Source organism: Xylanibacter ruminicola Ga6B6, assembly GCF_000687715.1.
Classification (GTDB): domain Bacteria; phylum Bacteroidota; class Bacteroidia; order Bacteroidales; family Bacteroidaceae; genus Prevotella; species Prevotella ruminicola_B.
This window is the reverse complement of the sequence record NZ_JHXD01000013.1, coordinates 15744-36713: the sequence shown is the minus strand read 5'-3', so window position 1 is coordinate 36713 and position 20970 is coordinate 15744. Positions and strand designations below refer to the sequence as shown.

The following is a 20970-nucleotide window of genomic DNA, read 5'->3' as shown; positions in this document are numbered from 1 at the left end:
AATATAGCTATGATTAAATTTGAACCGCTGCTGAAGCAGACACTGTGGGGAGGCGACAAGATTATCCCCTTTAAGCATTTAAACGACACCCTGGAGAATGTAGGCGAGAGCTGGGAGATTTCGGGTGTAAAGGACAACGAGACCATCGTAAGCGAGGGTGAGTACAAAGGCAAGAGCCTGAACCAACTGGTACGCAAGCTGAAAGGTAAGCTGGTGGGCCAGGAGAACTACGAGCGCTTTGGCGACGAGTTTCCCCTGCTGATTAAGTTTATAGATGCCCGTCAGGACCTGAGCATACAGGTACACCCTACCGATGAAATTGCCCACCGACAGGGTAAGACACGCGGCAAAACCGAGATGTGGTATGCCCTTGAGAGTGCCCCAGGTGCACAGCTGTACAACGGACTGAAACAGCAGATTACGCCTGAGCAGTACAAGCAGATGGTTGAGAACGATACGATTACGGATGCGCTGGCACGCTACGAGGTGAACGAGGGCGACGTATTCTTTATTCCAGCCGGCCGCATACACGCCATTGGTGCCGGTTGCTTTGTGGCTGAGATACAGCAGACAAGCGACGTAACCTACCGCATTTACGACTTTAAGCGTAAGGACAAGAACGGCAACTACCGCGAGCTGCACACCGAGCTGGCGGCTGAGAGCATCGACTACACCGTGCTGCCCAACTATCGTGCCGAGTACGAGCGCACCAAGAACGAGGGCGTACAGGTGGCTACATGCCCCTACTTTACCACAGCCGTTTACGACTTGACTGAGCCTATGACACTCGATTACACAGAGCTTGACTCGTTTGTAATCCTGATTGCCGTAAAGGGCGAGGGCACCATCAAAGCCAACGGCCAGGAGACAACCTTCCGCATGGGTGACACCATCCTGCTGCCCGCCACCACCACCGAAGTAAAAGTTGAGGGAACGGTCAAATTCCTCGAAACGTTCGTATAGTTTTTTGATAAAAAGAACATAAGGACATAATTTTAGCTACGCGCAGCCTTATTTATGTTCTTATGTTCTTATTATCTAAATAATCGCGAATATCGGACTGCAGGCGTTGGAATTGTTCGCAACTCATGTAGCCCGTGTTTTTCTTAAGCATAGTTTTAATGTCCTGCAGCGAGTTTTCGTAGCAGGACATTTCGTTTCGCTTCTGCGTACGATGGGCAGAGGCGTGATAGATTTCGTTCTGGCGCTCCTGGCGCAACAGATTGCACACCTTTGACAGGATGGGCGACACAACGGTGTCGAACAAATGATGACCCTGTATATAAAGATAGGTGGTTTGCGGCGTTACGCCTAAAGCACGGATATCGTCCTTGGTACGCAGATACTCATCTTTGGCATCGGGGAACTGGCGCTGCAGATCGTTGATCTTGGTGCGCACCTTACGCTTCACGTTGTTGATAGAGGCTGCGGGATTCTGCACACTGAAACCGCCCGGATCGGCAATACGACAGAAGTCGGTAATAGAGAACTTGGGGTAATGACCATTGCGATACACCATCACACTCCACACAAAAAGCGGGAAAATGGCCTCGGAGAACTGCTGGAAGTAATCGCGGAAATCGAAGATACGATGATCGTTGAGTGTTACCGACACGCATACATTATGCAGCGAAGGGGCGTAACACTGAAAATTCTCGATGGCATACACGTAGGTGTGGAACACATACGGACTGTTCAAGATGCGCTGCGACTGATGGGTGCGACCCTGCATCAGGTAGTCGTAATCGGCATCTACGCAAGCAATCATATCGCGTCCCAGAGGCTCTCCCTCGAGGAAGTTCATAAGTACGGATTTCTTGCCGCGAGTGAGATTGATTTTTGAGGGTAGCATCACCTCGAAGTAGCGCATATCGTTCTCGAACTCGCTGAGAACGGTGCGCCAGAAGTAGATATCATCGTAGCTCTCGACATAGGCCACTATCCTACGGCGCGCCTTTTTAGAGGTGAGCGCATTGGCCGCCTCGAAATACTTAGAGTTAATATTATCCTTCAGGCGATAACTCATACCGTAATATCGCTTACTTCGGTAACAGCATCAACCCAGCCGTTCATAACGATGGCGGGCGAATGGGTGGTAAGAATAATCTGTACGTTAGGATTAAGCTCGACACAGAGATCGACCAGACGCTTCTGCCATTCGAGATGGAGCGATACCTCGGGTTCGTCCATAAACAGCACATAAGGCTGGTTATCCTCGACCAGTACAGTGAGCAGGATAATCAGCATCTGCTTTTCGCCACTCGACAGCTGGTAGGGTAACAGCACCTCGCCTATCTGGGTGAAGCGAAGTTCGTTCTCGGTACGGATAATTTTCTTGCCCGTTTCGCGGAACAGCTCATCAACAATGTCCTGGAAACGTGACTTTTTTTGTGAAAGCTGCTGAGCGGCATCGGTATCGCCGCTCTGCAGTTTTTCGATAATGCGATTGCCTATGTTTACCTGATAATCAAGGTACTTGCGCTGCAGGTTGTAGAGCTGGATATCGAGCAGCGAACCACCACCAACACCAGCCAATGCCGAAAAGGCCTGACGGAGGAATCCCTCGCCCTCGGCCAATGCCTGCTGCAGGTTGGTATCGAGCGAACGGATCATATCGTAACGAATCCACTTGGCATCTTCGGGCACCACATCCAAGTGAACCCCCTTGAGCATGTGCGAGGGGAACTCGCCACCTGCAATCAAACCCTTTACCACCTTATTCAGGATGGTACTTTTGCCCTGACCGTTAGTACCACTGAGGATGTTAACCTGACGGTTAAGTTCCCACACGATATGTTTCTTCCCGCTCCAAAGCGAGTCGATTTCGATGCGTTTAATATAATCGGCGTATTTAGGCATAGGCAATGGATTTTATAAAAAGTTTTGTGATTCTTAGTGCTACTTACTTAAAAGCAGGGCGCGATTCGCCTGGGTGCCACACATCAGCAACAGCAATCTCGAACACCAGCGTGCTGTAGCCAGGAATGGACGATGAAGTAGTTTCGCCATAAGCAAGCTGATAGGGGATGTAAACCAGCCAATGGTCGCCTTTCTTCATGTGCTGCAGGGCTGTGCAGAAACCCTCGGTGAACAAACTCGTGGTTGTGCCCGATGTTGTGGTTACTTTATTCCAGCTTACGCACGCCTTGAGCATAGCAGACTTTGACCAATCGAAATCGCCCAAGAACGACTGATCGAACACATAACCTTTCTCATATGTCTTTGATGGAATCAATCTACCGCGATAGGTATAGAACACTGAGTCGGTGAAAAGTGCTGTTTCGGTGCCATTTCCCTCCTCCAGCACATCTACGTAGATGTAGTCGGCATCGGTAATACTGGGATTTGTGGTATCCTTAGTGTAAGTCAGGATTTTCTTGTAGTTAGAATTAGAAACCACCTGATTAAAGAAGGTTTCGTTCTTCTGCTTCCAGTTGTCGAACTCGCCCTCTTCGGTCTCATCTTCGGTGCACGATGATACCATTCCCACAAGTGGGAACAGTATCACGGCAATCCATATGTATTTAAAATTCTTCATTGTTTACTGAAGCTTCTTAAGCAGACTGGCGATGCTTACCTTATCCTCGATGATTGAGTTAAGATCGCTGATGTTTACACGCTCCTGCTCCATGGTGTCGCGGAAACGCAGGGTTACCTTACCATCGGTGAGGGTGTCGTGATCGACAGTTACGCAGTAAGGAGTACCAATGGCATCCTGACGGCGATAACGCTTACCGATAGAATCCTTCTCGTCGTACTGACAGTTGAAGTGGAACTTGAGCTGGTCGATAATCTCGCGTGCCTTCTCGGGCAGACCATCCTTCTTAACCAGAGGCATAACAGCGCACTTAACTGGTGCGAGGGCTGCGGGCAACTTGAGTACGGTACGAGTCTCGCCATTCTCGAGCTTCTCCTCCTCGAAAGCGTGGCACATGATGCTCAGGAACATACGATCGACACCGATAGAGGTCTCGATAACGTATGGAGTATAGCTCTCGTTGGTCTGAGGATCGAAGTACTTGATGCTCTTACCAGAGAACTTCTCGTGCTGGCTCAGGTCGAAGTTGGTACGAGAGTGGATACCCTCAACCTCCTTGAAGCCGAATGGCATCTTGAACTCGATATCGGTAGCTGCATTAGCATAGTGAGCCAGCTTATCGTGGTCGTGGAAACGATAGTTCTCAGCACCGAAGCCCAGAGCCTGGTGCCACTTCATACGAGTTTCCTTCCACTTGGGGAACCACTCGAGCTCGGTACCAGGAGCTACAAAGAACTGCATCTCCATCTGCTCGAACTCACGCATACGGAAGATGAACTGACGGGCTACAATCTCGTTACGGAAAGCCTTACCAATCTGAGCGATACCGAAAGGAATCTTCATACGACCGGTCTTCTGCACGTTCAGGTAGTTTACAAAGATACCCTGAGCAGTCTCAGGACGCAGGTAAACCTTCATCGAAGCATCGGCGCTGGCACCCATCTCGGTAGCGAACATCAGGTTGAACTGACGAACGTCGGTCCAGTTCTTGGTACCGCTGATAGGATCAACAATCTCCTCGTCGAGGATAATCTGCTTCAGAGCCTCGAGATCGGGACCCTGCATAGCCTCGGCATAACGGGCGTGCAGATTGTCGCGCTTCTCCTTAGTCTCCTTTACGCGCTCGCTGGTTTCCATATACTTTGCCTCGTCGAAGCTGTCGCCAAAACGCTTGCGGGCCTTCTCAACCTCCTTCTGGATCTTCTCGTCGTACTTGGCAATCTGATCCTCGATGAGTACATCGGCGCGGTAACGCTTCTTTGAGTCGCGGTTGTCAATCAAGGGATCGTTGAAAGCATCAACGTGACCTGATGCCTTCCAAATGGTGGGGTGCATAAAGATGGCACTATCGATACCAACGATGTTCTCGTGAAGCATCGTCATAGCCTTCCACCAATACTGCTTAATGTTATTCTTCAACTCTACACCGTTCTGACCGTAATCGTAAACGGCTCCTAAACCATCGTAAATCTCACTTGAGGGGAATACAAAGCCATACTCCTTACAGTGGCTCACGATCTTCTTAAATACATCTTCTTGTGCCATCTCTATTTACAATTTGACAATTTACTATTATATAATTTGGCTGCAAAGTTACACAAATAAATTGATAATTGAGAATTGAAAGTTGATAATTAACATAAAATCATAGAAAATCCCCGCCTTTTGGCGAGGATTAATCTCTATTAATTAAACAGATAACGAATAGTAAACATAATCTGATACGTTGACTGCAGACCGAGGAAATCGGAATAGGTGTGCAGGTGGCGCTCGCCATTAACTGTATTGTAGGTGTATTGACCCTTGCTATAAGAGAGCAGCGACGTTTCGGTAACCTGCTTGTAAAGTCCCCACTTCTTGTTAAGGAAATTGGGCAGGTTGAGGATATCGACACCTAACTGCAGGGTATGCTTGGTTTTACCGCAGAGGAGACTCATATCATGCTCGAACTTAAAGTCGATCTGATGGTGCCAAGGCATCTTAGCGCCACCACGCTCGGCATACTTACCGGTGCGATGCTTCAGATAATCGTCCTGCTGGATATAAGCCCAGAAATCGTCGCGCTGCATCTGGGCGGTATATACCTGATGGTTAGCGCCGTAGGTACTCTCGGCAAAGTCCCAGCTGTCGAGTTCCTGGCGCGAGGCGGGCACATAAATCAGGTTGGCAGGCGCCAAGGCGTCGCTGTTAACGTTGGCCGAGAAGATATAGCTGTAACGGCTGAAAGCATACTCGGTAAGGAAACCATACTGGTAGCCATCGTAAACCAACGAGAAGTGCGAGGTGTTGTTCTTTCCCTCGTTGAGTGTGTAGCTGGCCGAGAGCAGCAAGCGGTTAGGAGCCACGTAGGTGGCATAGCCCAACTCGTTATCATTAACGGCATTAACCGAGTTGCGGTAGTTGTTATAGGCCGATGCCACCTGGTTGCCGATACCATCGGTATAGGTCTTGGCCCTTGAGATGGTGTAGCTGGCCGAGAGATCGAGACCAAAGTCGAACTTCTTACGCAACTGGGCGCTGAGCGACATATAGTAGGCCTTATGACCTGCATTCTCGAGCACATAAGCGGAAGAGTTGGCATCGTAATACGACATCTTATGGCGCACATCGCCGTGACCTAAGTCGATAGTAGAAGTGCCATCCCAGTAGATGTCGCGATTGGCCACTACTACGGGGTTGATATCGCGGTTATAGATACCCTCGATGGTAAAGTCGATATCGCCAGGCAGCTTGGCATCGAGTGCCAACGAGGTTTTCCACGTTTTGGGCATACGCAGGTTATCGCTCAGGATAGTGGCGCTGCTGGGCACCGAAATCTTGCTCTGAGCACCTATCTGCTGCAGCATATTCTGCTGACTGGTGGTAAAGGTAGGAATAATACCCTTGGTTTGCGAGGCAATATACGAGGTTTGTCCCATACCTGAGTTGCCTACAGCCGAGATGAGCCAAACAAACGGCAGGCGACCGATGAAGAGGCCCGAACCACCACGCAGTATCAGGTTACGATTGCCGGTAATATCCCAGTTGAAGCCCACACGCGGCGATACCGAGATGCTGGCTTTGGGCACGTTATCGGTGCGGAAATGCTCGCCACCAAAGCTAATCTTATAATACTCCTCGTTGAAATTATCCTTCAGACTGGGATAAGACGGCAGCTCGAAACGCAGACCAAGTGACATGCGGAAACGATCGCTCAAACTCATGTTATCCTGCAGATAGAGCGACCACTGGTTGGTGCTCATTTTAGCCACAAAATGATCGTGATTGTCGCCATTGCCGTAGGTGATACCAAACAAGCGGGTGTGATCTACAGCGAAAATCGGGCCCCAGTCGTTGTTTACGATGGCCTTATCTATCTCGTCCTGACTCGCCTGGAAGGCATAATAGCCGGCACCAGCCTGAGCATAGCCGTTGGCAGCCCAGTTGTGCTCGTACTGCAAACCGCCAAACAGGTTGTGCTTACCCAACTGGATATTGATTTCGTCGGTAATCACGGTAGTCTTGGTTTTGGCCACATTACCATAAGTAAACAAATCGCCGGTAAGCGCCCAGTAAGGATAATGGCCCTGACCATCGCTCATCACAATCTCAACTACAGGCACATCAACACCATACTCGTTGCTACGGGGCTGGTCCTGATACGAATAGGTGCCACGCAGGGTGTTATGCAGCTTACCGAACTTGCTATTGAGCTCGGCAGCCACCGAAGTGAAGCGGAACTCGGTCATATAACGGCTTGAGAGCGACGACATACCATAATCGGTATTGCCGCCATACGAGTTCTGGTTGCCACCATAGATAATAGAGGTGCGATTGCTACCGATACTACGCGATGCCGAAGCGGGGTTGGCCTCCTTACGGTTCGACTTGGTGAAGCGCACGTTAAACTTATGATCGTCGTTGATGTTCCAGTCGATACGGGCCAGAATACGGTAGGCGGGCGTTTTCAGGTTATAATTCTGCCAAGGACCTGTGGTAATACCATAAGCGTTCTGCATGTAGGTAGACAGACTCTCGAGCTCGGCCAACTTGGGGCGACGATTCGTAGCCGAATAGGGCTGGTCGCTGCGGTTATAAGCCATCACGGCTGGGCCAGCCGTCACATTATCCTCGTACTCGCCGTTAAGGAAGAAGAAGAGCTTATCCTTGATAATCGGTCCGCCAAAGCTCAAGCCAAAGGTGCTGTTATGCCCCTTGGATACGGGCAACCGGTCGTTACGAATCTTCTTACCCTTCAGGTCGGAACTGGTCAGGAAGGTATAGGCCATACCCTTAAAGGTGTTGGTACCACTCTTGGTAACCGCATTCACGCCACCGCCAGTAAAACCACTCTGACGCACATCGTAAGGCGTAACCGAAACGGTCATCTGATCGAGTGCCTCGAGCGAGATGGGAGTGCCGCCACCAGGCAGCGGACTGGGTTCCATACCGAACGAATCGTTGAACGAGGCACCATCGATGGTGACATACGACTGGCGGTAGTTTCCACCACCAATAGCCATACCGCTGGCCGAGCTCGACTGTGGCGTCATCTTCATGATATCCAGCATCGAACGACCGATATTAGGCACAGCAGCCATCTGGTTAGCGTTCAGACTGGTTACAGCGCCACTACGGTCGCTACGCATGGTATTGTTGGCCTTAGCCGTTACCACAATCTCCTGAATCATCTCTGAGCCCTCGCTCAGGGTGGCATCGACCACAGCATTCTGACCCAGTGCCAACTGGATATCGGTAAAACGCGATGTCTGGAAACCGATATACGATATCTCAACCTCGTAAGGTCCGCCCGCCTTCATGCCTGTAATCGTGTAGTGACCATCGATATTGGTAACACCACGATAGATAGAGCCCGAAGGCACATGCTTGGCCGTAACGGTAGCACCGATAGCCTCTTCGCCATCAGCCATCACCACACCTGTAATACCAGATGTAGTAACCTGAGCCATAACAGAAAGCGATATTGTCAAAAGTACAAATAGTAATGTAGAAAGTCTTTTCATCTTCAACCAGTTAAATTGTTCCACTTACGGGGCAAAGATACAAAATAAAACAATAGGATGCAAGTTTTTATTAAGAAAATTCACATTTCTGAACTGCGTTTCAAATCGGGTATAGGCAAATAGTCGTTCGCGTATAGGCAAACAATCGTTTGAGTATAGGCAAATGATTATTTCTCAGGCTCTTTGTACCTGTTACCCTTAGGCATTGTACTTGCAGCCCTTAGGTTTTACCCATTCAAACCTTAGCTAACGAAAAAACGGTCACACGGTCACAGTTGTGACCATGTGACCATTAGCAGTCACTTAGCAATCTAAAATTACCATAACTATTTGATAATCAAATATTTCAAAACATAAAAACTTGTTTGTCACACTTCAGCGGTCACATGGTCACAGCTGTGACCGTGTGACCGTTGTGACTTTCTTAAAGTCCCCAGGCAGAAATAATGTCGTCTGCTGTTTTTGATTCTAACTGCTCCTCAATTGTATCAGAGAGATTGCAGAAGAAATCAATACCTGTCTTTTCCTCCAATTCGTCGATGCTTACTACATAACTTTTGAGTGCATCGCCCGATTTGTCTTCGTTCAGATGCTCGGCCCAAAAGCCTAACATACGTACGGGGCCAGAAGCGTTCTTAAACAACAGCGCCATGAAGAAGTACTTGGGCACGACATGATTGTTGATTGTCTTGCCAAGAATCTGATCGGCCTTATCGATGGTACCACCTTTACAGATAAAAATGGTGTCGCCATCGCCCAACTTCTGAGCCCAGCTGTTTACCTGCAGCTCCATCTTCTGCCAAAGCTTACCATTAAACTTACCTACCATTGGCAGAATGTTAGTCATGTAGAAAGTCTGCTCGTTAGCATCCTTGGTATAAAGGCGGTCGTTTGAAGGACAAACGTGACCCTTTTCGTAATAATCCTTAGAACCAGGATAATAGCTCTTGCTGAGCTCGCTATAGGTGGCCTGCTGATCGCTCGTAGCTACATCGGGATCGTAGTTCCAGGGATCACCATCAGGCCAAAGCGACTTACGGGTATTACCGTTCTTGGCAGCGTTGCGCTTGTTCATATCGTAACAAGTCCAGCGCTGAGCACGGATATTGCTATCCCACTCTACCGAATAGGTTACGCCATAATCCTTGGTAGTATGGGTAATCACCTTTGAATCGGTACGAGCCTTAGGCATTTCCAAACGAGCCAGATAGGCATTCTCAGAAGCATCGTTCTTATTAGCATTGCCTACTGTAGGAGTTGGTGTAGGTGTAGGCGTTGGATCGGGAGTAGGATTAGGACCATCGCTACTACTGCTACCACCACCGCAAGCAACCAATGCAAAGACTGCTAAAGAATAAAACATCTTATTCATACTTATCGAATTTAAAAGCGCCAAAATGTCGCTATCCACAACATTTTGGCGCGTTAGTTTTGAGCTTTATCTAAATTTTACTCAGCTTTCTCGTGAGAGAAGTAGATACCACCATTAACCTGAGGAGTACCCTTGTAGGTTGACTTAACACCGATAACGGTGAGCTTGTCGCCTACTGCGATACCCAGATTCTTGATAGCGCCCTTACGGTTATCACCGGTAGCACCCCATCCAGGATATGTGCCATATACATACAGGCGGTTGGTACCATCTGTGATGTACAAGTTACCATAAGTATCGTTGGCAATCTCGTCGATAGTACCAGATACTCTATAGTAAACATTTGCAGCATCCTCCTTATCCAGGAAGTCGGCGATTGAAACCTCAGTTACCTTGATTGACTTCTCGAACTGACCACCAGTCATCTGGGCAGTTCCCTTGTACTCGCCACGCTTACCTACGAGAGTAATAACATCACCCTCCTTCAGGCCAAGCTTCTCGAAGTCGCCCTTAGAACCTACGCCATATACATAAGCCTCGCCAGAGTAGTCCTTAATGTAGATGTTACCATAAGATGCATTAGCAATCTTGGTGATAACACCAGTGAGGCGGAACTGAGTATTACCTACGGCAGCAGCCAGGAAGTCGGCAATGCTGCACTCAACGATAGCACCCTTCTGAGAGATAGTAGCCTGTGAGCTGTACTCCTTAGAACCATCGGTGGTCTTGAAGGTAACAGTTGTCTCACGGTCGCCACCCTCGTTAGCCTTAGCATAGAAGGTAACAGTTGGGTTAGTACCTACTGTTGAAGAGGTAACACCCAGCCAATCCTTAGCGTCGGCAGGAATCTCAACAGCTACGCCAGTACCCTTGCAGGTGAGGTGAGCAGTGATCTCGCCACCAGCTACAGGCAGCTCAGTAGCCTTAACGCCACCAACTGTGAGAGAATCAACCTTGATGAGTGACTTAACAATCTTAACAACAGTTACGTCAACCAGTTCTACAGTACCATTATAAGTAGTCTTTGGACCCTGAACAGTAATCTGGTCGCCTACCTCGAGGCCCCAGCTGCTGAAGTTCTTGGTGCTACCCTTAGAGTCGAGTGTACCATAGATGTAAACCTCACCAGTACCATCGTTCAAGTACCAGTTACCATAAGTGGTATTTACAATGCTGGTAACAGTACCAGTTACCTGATAAGTCTTAGAGTCGGGACCAGCCAGAACCTCAGCACAAGTAGCAGGGCTGATAGTTACAACACCCTGAATGATGTTGATGATCTGAGTCTCGTCGCCACAGTTAAGCTTTACTGAACCGCTACGACCCTCGGCAGCGTCGGCCGAGAAAGTGATAGTACCGTTACCTGTACCAGAGGCAGGTGAAACGGTGAGCCAGTTGGGAACCTCAGTAACAGTCCAGCTACCATTGGTGGTTACATCGATAGAGGCAGAACCACCAGCAGTGTTCAGAGCTACATACGACTGAGAAACGCGAATTCCCTCAAGATAGGTAGCATCCTTACCGTCAGAACAGCTTGTGAATACAGCTGCAACAACTGCTACGAGAGACGGAATGAAATATTTTAGTTTCATATTAATCTTACCTTAATTAATTAGTTGAAATAATACTTGATACCTACAGAAGCGTACCAGCACTGACCGATAGCGTAGTTGGTAGTCCAAGTCTGAGTATTACCGCTGATAGAAGAAGGTGTAGAGAAGGTTGCATAACCCTGTGCATCAACGCCCTCGTACTTCAGGATCTTAGCCTCGGTACCAATCTCAGGATTCAGGTGCTTAGCAACACCCCAAGAAGAGTTGAAGAAGTTAAGAACGTTCTTCATATCGAAGGTGAGCTGCAGCATGTGCTTAGTCTGACCTACGTTGAACTTGAAGTCGTGCTTGTAACCGAAGTCGATGCGGTGTACCCATGGAGAGTAAACGCTGTAAGCCTCGGCGTAAGTACCCTGATGCTTGCTCAGGTAGCTATCCTTATGAACATAGTCCATGAAGCGAGTCAGGTCGTCCTGAGTCTTGAAGCGGAAGTCGCCTGTACCAACACCTACCTGATCATCTGTTGGGATATAGATAGCGTCGTAGTTGTAACCGTCGCCGTTCATATCGTTAACAGTTGTGTAAGAGTAGTTGTAGCCACCACGATATGCCTCGTAGATGAAGTTATAGTGGTTACCGCACTTATCGTGGATAGTAGCAGAAGCGATCAGACGATCAGGAGTTACATACTGAGAGTTGTGCAACTTGATGTTGTTTGGACCCTCGTAAGTAGGAACGTATGTGAAGGCAGACTCAGCAGCCGAACCAGGCATACCGGTAACCTCCTTAGATACAGTGTGAGTATAAGCAGCCATCAAGCTAATCCAATCAGCAGGCTGAGCGTTCAGAGTAACGTTAGCACTCCAACCGTAACCCTTGCTGGTGTTCTCGAGCACGAATGCCTTTGTACCGCTGCGGAAATCATCGGGGAAGATAGGACGGTTGTCGGCACCGTTGAAGCGAGCGAAACCACCTACGTTCTTAATGCTCCAGTCAGAGATTGATACAGCATTGATAGTCTTGTTGTAGATACCCTCAACAGAAACAGAGAATGGGAAGTCAACAGGCAGCTGATAGTCGATAGCAACAGAAGTCTTCCATACCTGTGGCATCTTGAACTTAGGATCTACACCGTTAACAGCTGAAGGAACAGTTCCGTCCTCAGGCTTAACAGTTGTAGGATAGCCCAGGCTCTGCAGCTTAGCAATCATATCGCTAACCTTGGTCATAGGACCACCAGCGAATACATCCATATCGAAGCCGTTCTTGGCAGCGTTCTTTGCATTGATCTGTGCCTGATACTGTACCAGACCACCGTTGGTAGGCATGTTGGTGAAGAATACCAAAGGCAGACGACCAGAGAAGAGACCAGTACCACCACGAACCTTCAGACTCTTGTCACCGAATACATCGTAGGTGAAGCCGAGACGTGGAGAGAAGGTGATGCTGTTCTTAGGCCACTTACCGGTATCGATGTGACGACCGTTGTAGTCGAGGTTCAGAATAGCAGCGTTAGTCATCAGGTCGCTGTTGTTGAAGAACAGACCGTCAACACGCAGACCGTATGTGAGCTTCAGCTTATTGTTAACGTTCCACTCATCCTGAGCATAGATACCAGGACGGTTGAACTGTACGCGAGCTGCAGGAGCAGCCTCACCATCGTAACCGTAAGTCAAGCAGAATACCTCAGGTGTGCTGTTGAACAGCATATCTGGCTGCAGTACACCGCCTACATACATATCGTCGGTGATGTTGTAGCGATAGTAACCAGAACCATTACGCATGTACTGGTTGTCGGCCATCTGATGCTCGAAGGTAATACCAGCCATAATCTTGTGGTCGCCCATATAATAGGTAACATCATCCTTGATGTTCCAGATAGTGTTATGAACGGCGTTGTTCCAAGTAAACAGCTCGTAACCGAGAGCCATATAGTTATCGCCATCGCGAGTGATATCGATGAATGGGAACTCAGCAGAGTTAGTGCCACGAACGTCGTCGAGCTTAGAGATAGTAGCCAGGAACTGGTTCGACAGGTTGTCGGTCAGACGGCTGTTCAAATCCAATGACCAAGAGTGAACGAGGTTCTCCATTGAGTACATTGAGTTAGCGAACGACATTGAGTTCTGTGACATACGGTAAGAAGCCATACGAGTACCACCGTCCATAGAAGTACCGTTAGGCGAGTTCCAGATATTATTCTTTGTATAGTTATAGCGCAAAGCCAGGTGATGACGATCGGTGATGTTCCAGTCCAAACGAGCCATCAGCTTGTAGTTGCTCTCATCAGCAGGGAAGCTGGTCCATGAACCGGTATCATAACCATACTTGCTGGCCATGTACTTAGAAACAGCCTCAAGATCCTTGTTAGTAGTACGAGAGATGTAGTTGTCGGCATCGGCCTTACCATCATCTGAACCCTTCCAACGGTTAACGATTGAAGGAATCTTGATCATTTCACCGTTTACGAAGAAGAAGAGCTTGTTCTTAATGATTGGACCACCCAGTGTGAAACCGTAAGTAGTAGTCTGAGCCTTCTCGCGAGCGCCCTGGATCTGCTGACGATTTACAGCGTCACCCTGCATGTTCTCGTTCTTGTGGTAAACATAAGCACTACCCTTGAAGGTGTTAGTACCCGACTTGGTAATAGCGTTTACACCACCACCGATGAAGTTGGTCTGACGAACATCGTATGGAGAGATAACAACCTGCAACTCCTCGATAGCATCGATAGAGATTGGGTTACCACCACCAGGCAACTTGTCAGAAAGACCGAAGTTGTTGTTGAAGTTAGCACCATCAACGGTGAAGTTAGCGTTACGACCATCGCTACCAGCGAAGCTCATGCCGTTACCTCCGTAAGGAGACAGACGTGTTACATCTGTAATAGAACGGCTAACGGTTGGCAGGTTTGTGATCTGCGTACTGTTAATGTTAGTAGCAGCACCCGTCTTCTCAGCAGCAAACTTTGAAGCCTTACCGCTTACAACAACCTCTGCAAGTTCGGTAGCATCCTCGGTGAGGAATACATTCAGGTTGTAGGTTTCAGCCAGCTGGAGGGTAATACCCTTGACGGTTTTGGGCTGGAAACCAATGTAAGAGATGGTCACTGCGTAAGGACCACCAGTACGCATACCATTGATCGAGAAACGACCTGTGGTATTAGTTACTGCTGTGTAACGAGTACCAGAAGGCTCGTGTACAGCCACAACTGTAGCACCGATGACTTCCTCGCCATTCGCTGTGTCGAGGGTCACCTTTCCAGCCATACTTGAAGTTGTGATTTGTGCCATCAATGTTAACGAGAAAGTTAACATTAAAGCAACCAGAAAGAGCAATCTTTTCTGCATAAACTAGAACTGTTTTAATTAATTAAATGAGCGGATAAAATCCGGATTGTTTAAATTTCGGTGCAAAGATATGAAAAAAAATCCGATTTAAAGTTATAAATCGGCTATTTTTTAAAAAATTGGTAAAATTTGTTGCGTAACGTTATGCTTCGTCGTCGAAGTCCTCGTATTCAAAGTCCTCGATATCTTCGATATCATCCTCGTCGATGTACTCGATATCCTCGTCCTCGCCCTCGTCGGCAAGCTCCTGAGCAAAACGGCTCATATCCTTGTCGCGATGTACCAGCGAATCCTCCGAGGTGATGACGTTAAGCTTGTTGCTTTCGGCATTCAACTCGTTCCAAAGCACATCCTTGAGTTCGTCGAGACCATAACCCGTTACGGCCGAAATGAATACCACAGGCAGATCCTGAGGCAGGGTTTCCTTCAGCATCTCAACCAACTCCTCATCAAGCATGTCGCACTTGGTAACGGCCAGCACACGATGCTTGTCGAGCATTTCGGGATTGAACTGCTGAAGTTCGTTGAGCAGAATCTCATACTCACGCTTGATATCATCGGTATCACCTGGTACCATGAACAGCAGGAGCGAGTTGCGCTCAATATGCCGTAAGAATCTAAGTCCCAAGCCCTTACCTTCAGAGGCACCTTCGATAATACCAGGAATATCGGCCATCACAAACGACTTGTTGTCGCGATAACCTACGATACCCAGCGAAGGCTCCATCGTAGTAAATGGGTAATTGGCAATCTTGGGCTTAGCATTTGAGAGCGAAGAGACCAGGGTAGATTTTCCTGCATTAGGAAAACCTACCAAGCCCACATCAGCTAAAAGTTTCAATTCAAGAATAATGGTCATCTCCTGCATGGGCTCACCAGGCTGCGCATAACGGGGCGCCTGATTGGTGGCTGTGCGGAACTGGAAATTACCCAATCCGCCACGACCGCCCTTAAGCAGCATAACTTCCTGACCATCGTATGTAACATCGCAGACATACTTACCGGTTTCGGCATTATACACCACGGTGCCACAAGGCACATCAATGTAAACATCCTTTCCGTCTGTACCATGACACTTGTCGCGACCGCCATTTCCACCGTGCTCGGCAAAAATATGGCGCTCGTACTTTAAGTGGAGCAAAGTCCAGTAGTTATGGTTTCCACGCAGAATAATGCTTCCGCCTTTTCCACCATCACCACCATCAGGACCGCCATTAGGGTTATACTTTACATGGCGCAAGTGCATACTGCCTTTACCGCCCTTTCCAGAGCGGCAGTAAATCTTTACGTAGTCTACGAAATTACTCTCCATTTAGATATTGTCAATAACCTGGCAAATGTCTGCAAAAATGCGGTCGAGCTCACCCAGACCGTCGATGTGATAGTGAACACCCTCCTGCTTGTACCACTCGATAAGTGGCATTGTCTGAGAGTGGTAAACCACGAGACGCTTCTTGATGGTCTCCTCATTATCGTCGGCACGGCCGCTCTGCTGACCACGCAGAATGAGGCGCTTCATCAGCTCGTCCTCGGGAACATCGAGCTCGATCATAGCAGCAACCTTGTCGCCACGCTCGTCGAGCATCTTCTTCAGGGCCTCGGCCTGTGGGATGGTGCGGGGGAAACCGTCGAAGATAACACCCTTGCTATCACGTCCGAAGCTATCGTAAACCGAAGCGAGAATGCTTACCATCAGATCGTCGGGGATCAGCTGTCCCTTCTCGATATAGCTGGCAGCAGTCTTACCCAGCTCGGTACCATTCTTAATTTCACCACGAAGTACATCACCAGTTGAAATGTGGTTCAAACCGTACTTCTCAATCATCTTATCACTCTGTGTTCCCTTACCTGAACCGGGAGCACCAAAAATAACGATATTCTTCATTATCCTGATATTTAGTTTAATTTAAGTTACTTACTCGATTATGGTGTATACATCTTTCAGCCCGCGACCCTGCTGATCGTAATCAAGTCCGTAACCCAGGATAAAGTCGTCAGGAATGCTGAAGGCAACATACTCGGGGTTAATATTCTCCTTCAGCTTGCTGGGCTTGAAGAAAAGGGTGCAGATATGAATAGATGCGGGATTACGTGTGCCTAACGACTCAATCATCTGCTTCATGGTGAGTCCGCTCTCCACGATATCCTCTACAATAATCACCGTACGATTGGTCAAGTCTTCGTTGATACCGAACACCTCCTTGATTTTACCAGTAGAAGTGGTACCCTGATAAGAGGCCAGCTTAACAAACGAAATCTCGCAAGGAATAGTCATCTCGCGCATCAGATCGGCAGCAAACATAAAAGCGCCATTCAGCACACCTAACAACAGAGGATTCTTGCCCTCCATATCCTTACTAATCTGCTGTGCAACAGCCTTTACACGCTCCTTAATCTCAGCCTCCGTAATGGAGATCTTGAACGACTTGTCCTTTATCTTTACGATACTCATACGCTGAAAGAATTAAAAATTTGTGCAAAATTACAAAAAATCTGCCAAACTCTATCATTCATTAGCAATTTTTTCGTATTTTTGCACCATTATGAAGATATTTACGAGCGCACAAGTCCACGAATTGGACAAATACACCATAGAGAACGAGCCCATTAAGTCGGTCGACCTGATGGAGCGTGCCGCTAAAGCCCTGACCCAAGCTATCGCCGACAGCTGGGGTTATACCACGCCCGTCATCATATTCGCAGGTCCAGGCAATAATGGCGGCGACGCACTGGCCGTTGCCCGCATGCTGATTGACAAAAACTACGATGTAACAGCCTACCTTTTTAACATATCAGGTCATCTCTCGGAAGACTGCATGATAAACAAGAAGCGTTTGATTGAGAAACGCTCGAAAGCACTGATTGAGGTAACCCAGGAGTTTGAGCCCCCACAGTTAGAGGAGGGGATGCTGGTGGTTGACGGACTGTTCGGATCGGGCATCAACAAGCCGTTGGCCGGTGGTTTCTCGTCGCTCGTGAAATACATCAACGCATCGCCCGCTCAGGTGGTAAGTATCGATGTGCCATCGGGACTGATGACCGAAGACAACACTTACAACGTAAGAGCCAACATTATCCGTGCCGATATGACGCTGACACTGCAGTTGCCAAAGCTGTCGTTCCTGTTTCCCGAAAACCAGATATTCATCGGCAAACTGAAGGTGCTGGATATCCGACTGAGCAAACAGGGCATGGAGAAGATTGATGCCAACTACACGCTGCTGGAGGAGAACGACGTGCGCCCACGTCTGCTGAAGCGCGACCCGTTTGCCCACAAAGGCAAGATGGGTAACGCCCTGATTATTGCCGGCAGCTACGGTATGGCAGGAGCTTCGGTGCTGGCCACCAAAGCATGTTTGCGCGTAGGTGTAGGAAAGGTCACTACCCATACACCCAAACGCAACTGCAACATTCTGCAGGTGAGCGTTCCCGAAGCCATCATACAGTTCGACAGAGAGGAAACCACTTTCTCGGAGGCGGTTGACACCGAAGACTTCAATGCGTTGGGCATTGGTCCTGGCTTGGGGACCAGCGAGCAAACGGCAATTGCCATCATTGCACAGCTGCGCCGCAGTCAGTGCCCCACAGTGGTAGATGCCGACGCCATTAATATTCTGGCCAGTCATCGCGCATGGTTGCAGCAACTGCCCAAGGGTATCATCATGACCCCCCACCCCAAGGAGTTCGACCGTTTGGAAGGACATTCGGGCGACAGCTTTGAGCGCCTGATGAAGGCCCGCGACCTGGCTGAGCGCTTGCAGGCTTACATCGTACTGAAGGGCCATCACACCTCGCTGTGCCTGCCCGATGGTCACATCATCTTTAACTCTACTGGAAATGCCGGTATGGCTACTGCCGGTAGCGGCGACGTGCTAACAGGTATCATCACAGGTCTGCTGGCTCGTGGCTATAATCAAGAAAACGCATGTATTGTAGGTATGTATCTGCACGGACTGGCTGGCGACATTGCCGCTCGCGAACTAGGCGAGGAAAGCGTGATAGCCAGCGACTTGATCCAGAACTTGCCTTATGCATTTAAACGACTTAATGAATGAGATTATTTAGCACATTATTGATAGCCTTTACATTAGGCACTACCAGTTCGCTGGCACAAACCGTTATCAGTTCGTACAAACCAGGTGTTACCAGCGAGGGCGCCGTATATTATCTGCCCAAAACAGCCATCCGCGTTACCATGCAGGTGGAGAAGAGTACCTATACCCCAGGTGAATTCTGCAAGTATTCGGAGAAATTTCTACGTATGAAAGATGTGCCTACCAGCGCATCTACCAAGTATCGCATCCTGTCGGTAAAGCAGGAGCCATTTGCTGTAGCCGACACATCGAAGTGTTACGCTGTGAAGTTTGATGCCAAGACATCTGCCTGCAACGTACGCCTGAGCGACGAGGGTATCCTGCTGGCCATCAACACCGATGCCAAGCAGCAGTCTAAGAGCAATCCTGCCCCTGCACAGCAGATCCGCCCTTTAAAGAAATCGCCCAAATCGTATCTGAACGAAGAGATTCTCTCGGCAGGCAGCACCGCCAAGATGGCCGAGCTTACTGCTCAGGAGATCTACGAGATACGTGAGAGCAAAAGCATGCTGGCCAAGGGCCAGGCCGACTTTATGCCTAAGGATGGCGAGCAGTTGAAACTGATGCTGGAGGAACTGAACACACAGAACGAGGCGCTCACCAGTCTGTTTATCGGCACTACCGAGAACGATACCACCACACATACGTTTACCTACGTGGTTGACAAGCCAACGAAACGCGATGTACTGTTCCGTTTCTCGCCCGATTACGGAGTGGTTGACAGCGATGATTTGTCGGGTACACCTTATTATATTAATATAGAGGACCTGAAAACGGTTGACGAACCTGCGCCCGTAGATCCCAAGAAAGCTGCCAAGCCGCAGCAGTCGGGCATCTATATAAACATCCCAGGCAAGTTGCGCTCAACCATCTTCGATGCCACAGCACAGATTATCAGCAACGAGTTTCCTGCTGCACAGTTTGGCAATGTAGAACTGCTGAGTGGCGCTTTGTTCAACAAAAAATACACCACACGCCTACTTCTCAATACCTTGACAGGCGCTGTAGAGAAGTTGGAAGCCGAGCAACCCAGATAATAAGATTTACAAGAATAAAAAAATTCAGGTACTACTTCTCGGAGAAGAGTACCTGAATTAATGTCTGCCCTACTGCCTGTAGGGTATTTTTGTCGATATGTTCCATATCATCGTTAACGGTATGCCAAGTAGGTCCGAACGAACTCTGCTCGCAGTTAGGATAATAAGGTATGATATCAATAGTTGGAATCTTAGCCTTGGTGTTTACCGAGATATGATCGTCGGTAACGCCAGTACCCTGCTGCGAGGGGAACATGCTACCATAACCTACTACCTGAGCAGCGCGCCAAACTTTCTCTACGATATGATTGGCATACTGAACAGACATGGTCTCTTTATAGAACTGTGCACCCTGACCGCCTACCATATCAAGCAGGATACCAAAGCGGGCACGATAGCCTTTCTTATGCAGATTAGTCGACCAATACTGAGCACCAAGCGCCCACGAGTCGCTATCGAAATTATCCTCGTTCCACTGTGGTACACCCCAGTCTTCGGCATCAAAGCAGATAAAATCAACACCAAGCTGCAAGGTATCCTTAGAGAGCAAACGAGCAATCTCCAACATCACAGCCACGCCCGATGCACCATCGTTAGCAGCCATCACAGGTGTTTTCCAGTTAGCCTCGTCGGGATCGTTATCAGCCCAAGGGCGACTATCCCAGTGGGCACAAAGCAATACGCGGTCGCTCAGATCAGGACGATAGCTGGCAATGATGTTGGTGCTGTTGAGCGATGTACCATCATAGCCCTTCAGCACAGCTTTCTGTGGGGTTACCTGCATGCCGAAACTCTCAAACTTTGAGATAATCCACTTTTCGCAATCGTCGTGCGCCTTGCTGTTCATGGTTCGTGGACCGAATTCGCACTGAGCCTGACAGTACTGATAAGCACTATCGGAACAGAACACAGGACCAACAGGCTGCAAAGAAGCCGACTCATCGGTAGTCTGCTTCTTTAAATTACCACAACTGGCCACCAAAAGCACCAACGATATAACCGCAAAAATATTTTTATTCATGT

15 protein-coding genes are annotated in these 20970 nt (G+C 48.6%); 3 read left to right on the top strand and 12 right to left on the bottom strand.

Features of this window, described 5'->3' with window-relative positions; all coding sequences use genetic code 11:
• Positions 1-9 precede the first annotated feature (9 nt).
• Positions 10-963 carry a type I phosphomannose isomerase catalytic subunit gene (locus T500_RS0109025; RefSeq protein WP_036908922.1) on the top strand — a complete coding sequence of 318 codons (954 nt, stop codon included), beginning with the start codon at positions 10-12 and terminating at the stop codon, positions 961-963.
• Between the two features lie 52 nt (positions 964-1015).
• On the opposite strand, the gene T500_RS0109020 is transcribed toward T500_RS0109025, so the two are convergent.
• The 11 genes from T500_RS0109020 to hpt all read right to left on the bottom strand — a co-directional run bounded on the left by T500_RS0109020 (position 1016) and on the right by hpt (position 17268).
• Positions 1016-2026: a DUF4435 domain-containing protein gene (locus T500_RS0109020; RefSeq protein ID WP_028907842.1), complete on the bottom strand. Its 1011-nt coding sequence runs from the start codon at positions 2024-2026 to the stop codon at positions 1016-1018.
• A complete protein-coding gene (locus tag T500_RS0109015; RefSeq protein ID WP_028907841.1) occupies positions 2023-2859 on the bottom strand; it encodes an AAA family ATPase in 837 nt (278 codons plus the stop codon). The genes T500_RS0109020 and T500_RS0109015 overlap by 4 nt, the downstream gene beginning before the upstream one ends.
• A gap of 43 nt (positions 2860-2902) precedes the next feature.
• On the bottom strand, positions 2903-3538 hold the full coding sequence (locus T500_RS15635) for an FKBP-type peptidyl-prolyl cis-trans isomerase (RefSeq protein ID WP_051611981.1): 636 nt from the start codon (positions 3536-3538) through the stop codon (positions 2903-2905).
• A gap of 3 nt (positions 3539-3541) precedes the next feature.
• Positions 3542-5083, bottom strand: coding sequence for a glycine--tRNA ligase (locus T500_RS0109005; protein WP_028907840.1), 1542 nt, complete (start codon positions 5081-5083; stop codon positions 3542-3544).
• A gap of 140 nt (positions 5084-5223) precedes the next feature.
• Positions 5224-8487 carry a TonB-dependent receptor domain-containing protein gene (locus tag T500_RS0109000; RefSeq protein ID WP_051611980.1) on the bottom strand — a complete coding sequence of 1088 codons (3264 nt, stop codon included), beginning with the start codon at positions 8485-8487 and terminating at the stop codon, positions 5224-5226.
• A gap of 478 nt (positions 8488-8965) precedes the next feature.
• Complete coding sequence (locus T500_RS0108995) at positions 8966-9913, bottom strand: DNA/RNA non-specific endonuclease (RefSeq protein ID WP_028907838.1); 948 nt, start codon at positions 9911-9913, stop codon at positions 8966-8968.
• Positions 9914-9990: 77 nt separating this feature from the next.
• Entirely contained in the window at positions 9991-11505 is a 1515-nt protein-coding gene (locus T500_RS0108990; RefSeq protein ID WP_028907837.1) for a BACON domain-containing protein, read from the bottom strand.
• A gap of 20 nt (positions 11506-11525) precedes the next feature.
• Entirely contained in the window at positions 11526-14816 is a 3291-nt protein-coding gene (locus tag T500_RS0108985) for a TonB-dependent receptor (RefSeq protein ID WP_028907836.1), read from the bottom strand.
• Between the two features lie 142 nt (positions 14817-14958).
• Positions 14959-16128, bottom strand: a complete 1170-nt coding sequence (gene obgE / locus T500_RS0108980; RefSeq protein ID WP_028907835.1) for a GTPase ObgE — start codon at positions 16126-16128, stop codon at positions 14959-14961.
• Entirely contained in the window at positions 16129-16701 is a 573-nt protein-coding gene (locus tag T500_RS0108975) for an adenylate kinase (protein WP_013063890.1), read from the bottom strand.
• Positions 16702-16731: 30 nt separating this feature from the next.
• Entirely contained in the window at positions 16732-17268 is a 537-nt protein-coding gene (hpt, locus tag T500_RS0108970; RefSeq protein WP_028907834.1) for a hypoxanthine phosphoribosyltransferase, read from the bottom strand.
• Between the two features lie 91 nt (positions 17269-17359).
• Here hpt and T500_RS0108965 point away from each other — a divergent pair, with 91 nt between their 5' ends.
• Entirely contained in the window at positions 17360-18871 is a 1512-nt protein-coding gene (locus T500_RS0108965) for a bifunctional ADP-dependent NAD(P)H-hydrate dehydratase/NAD(P)H-hydrate epimerase (protein WP_028907833.1), read from the top strand.
• The gene (locus T500_RS0108960; protein WP_028907832.1) at positions 18868-19947 is read left to right on the top strand and encodes a DUF4831 family protein; all 1080 of its coding nucleotides are present in this window, start codon (positions 18868-18870) and stop codon (positions 19945-19947) included. Before T500_RS0108965 ends, T500_RS0108960 begins: the two co-directional genes overlap by 4 nt.
• A 31-nt stretch (positions 19948-19978) precedes the next feature.
• Here the strand turns inward: T500_RS0108960 and T500_RS0108955 are convergent, their stop codons facing one another.
• On the bottom strand, positions 19979-20968 hold the full coding sequence (locus T500_RS0108955; RefSeq protein ID WP_028907831.1) for a M28 family peptidase: 990 nt from the start codon (positions 20966-20968) through the stop codon (positions 19979-19981).
• Positions 20969-20970: the final 2 nt, after the last annotated feature.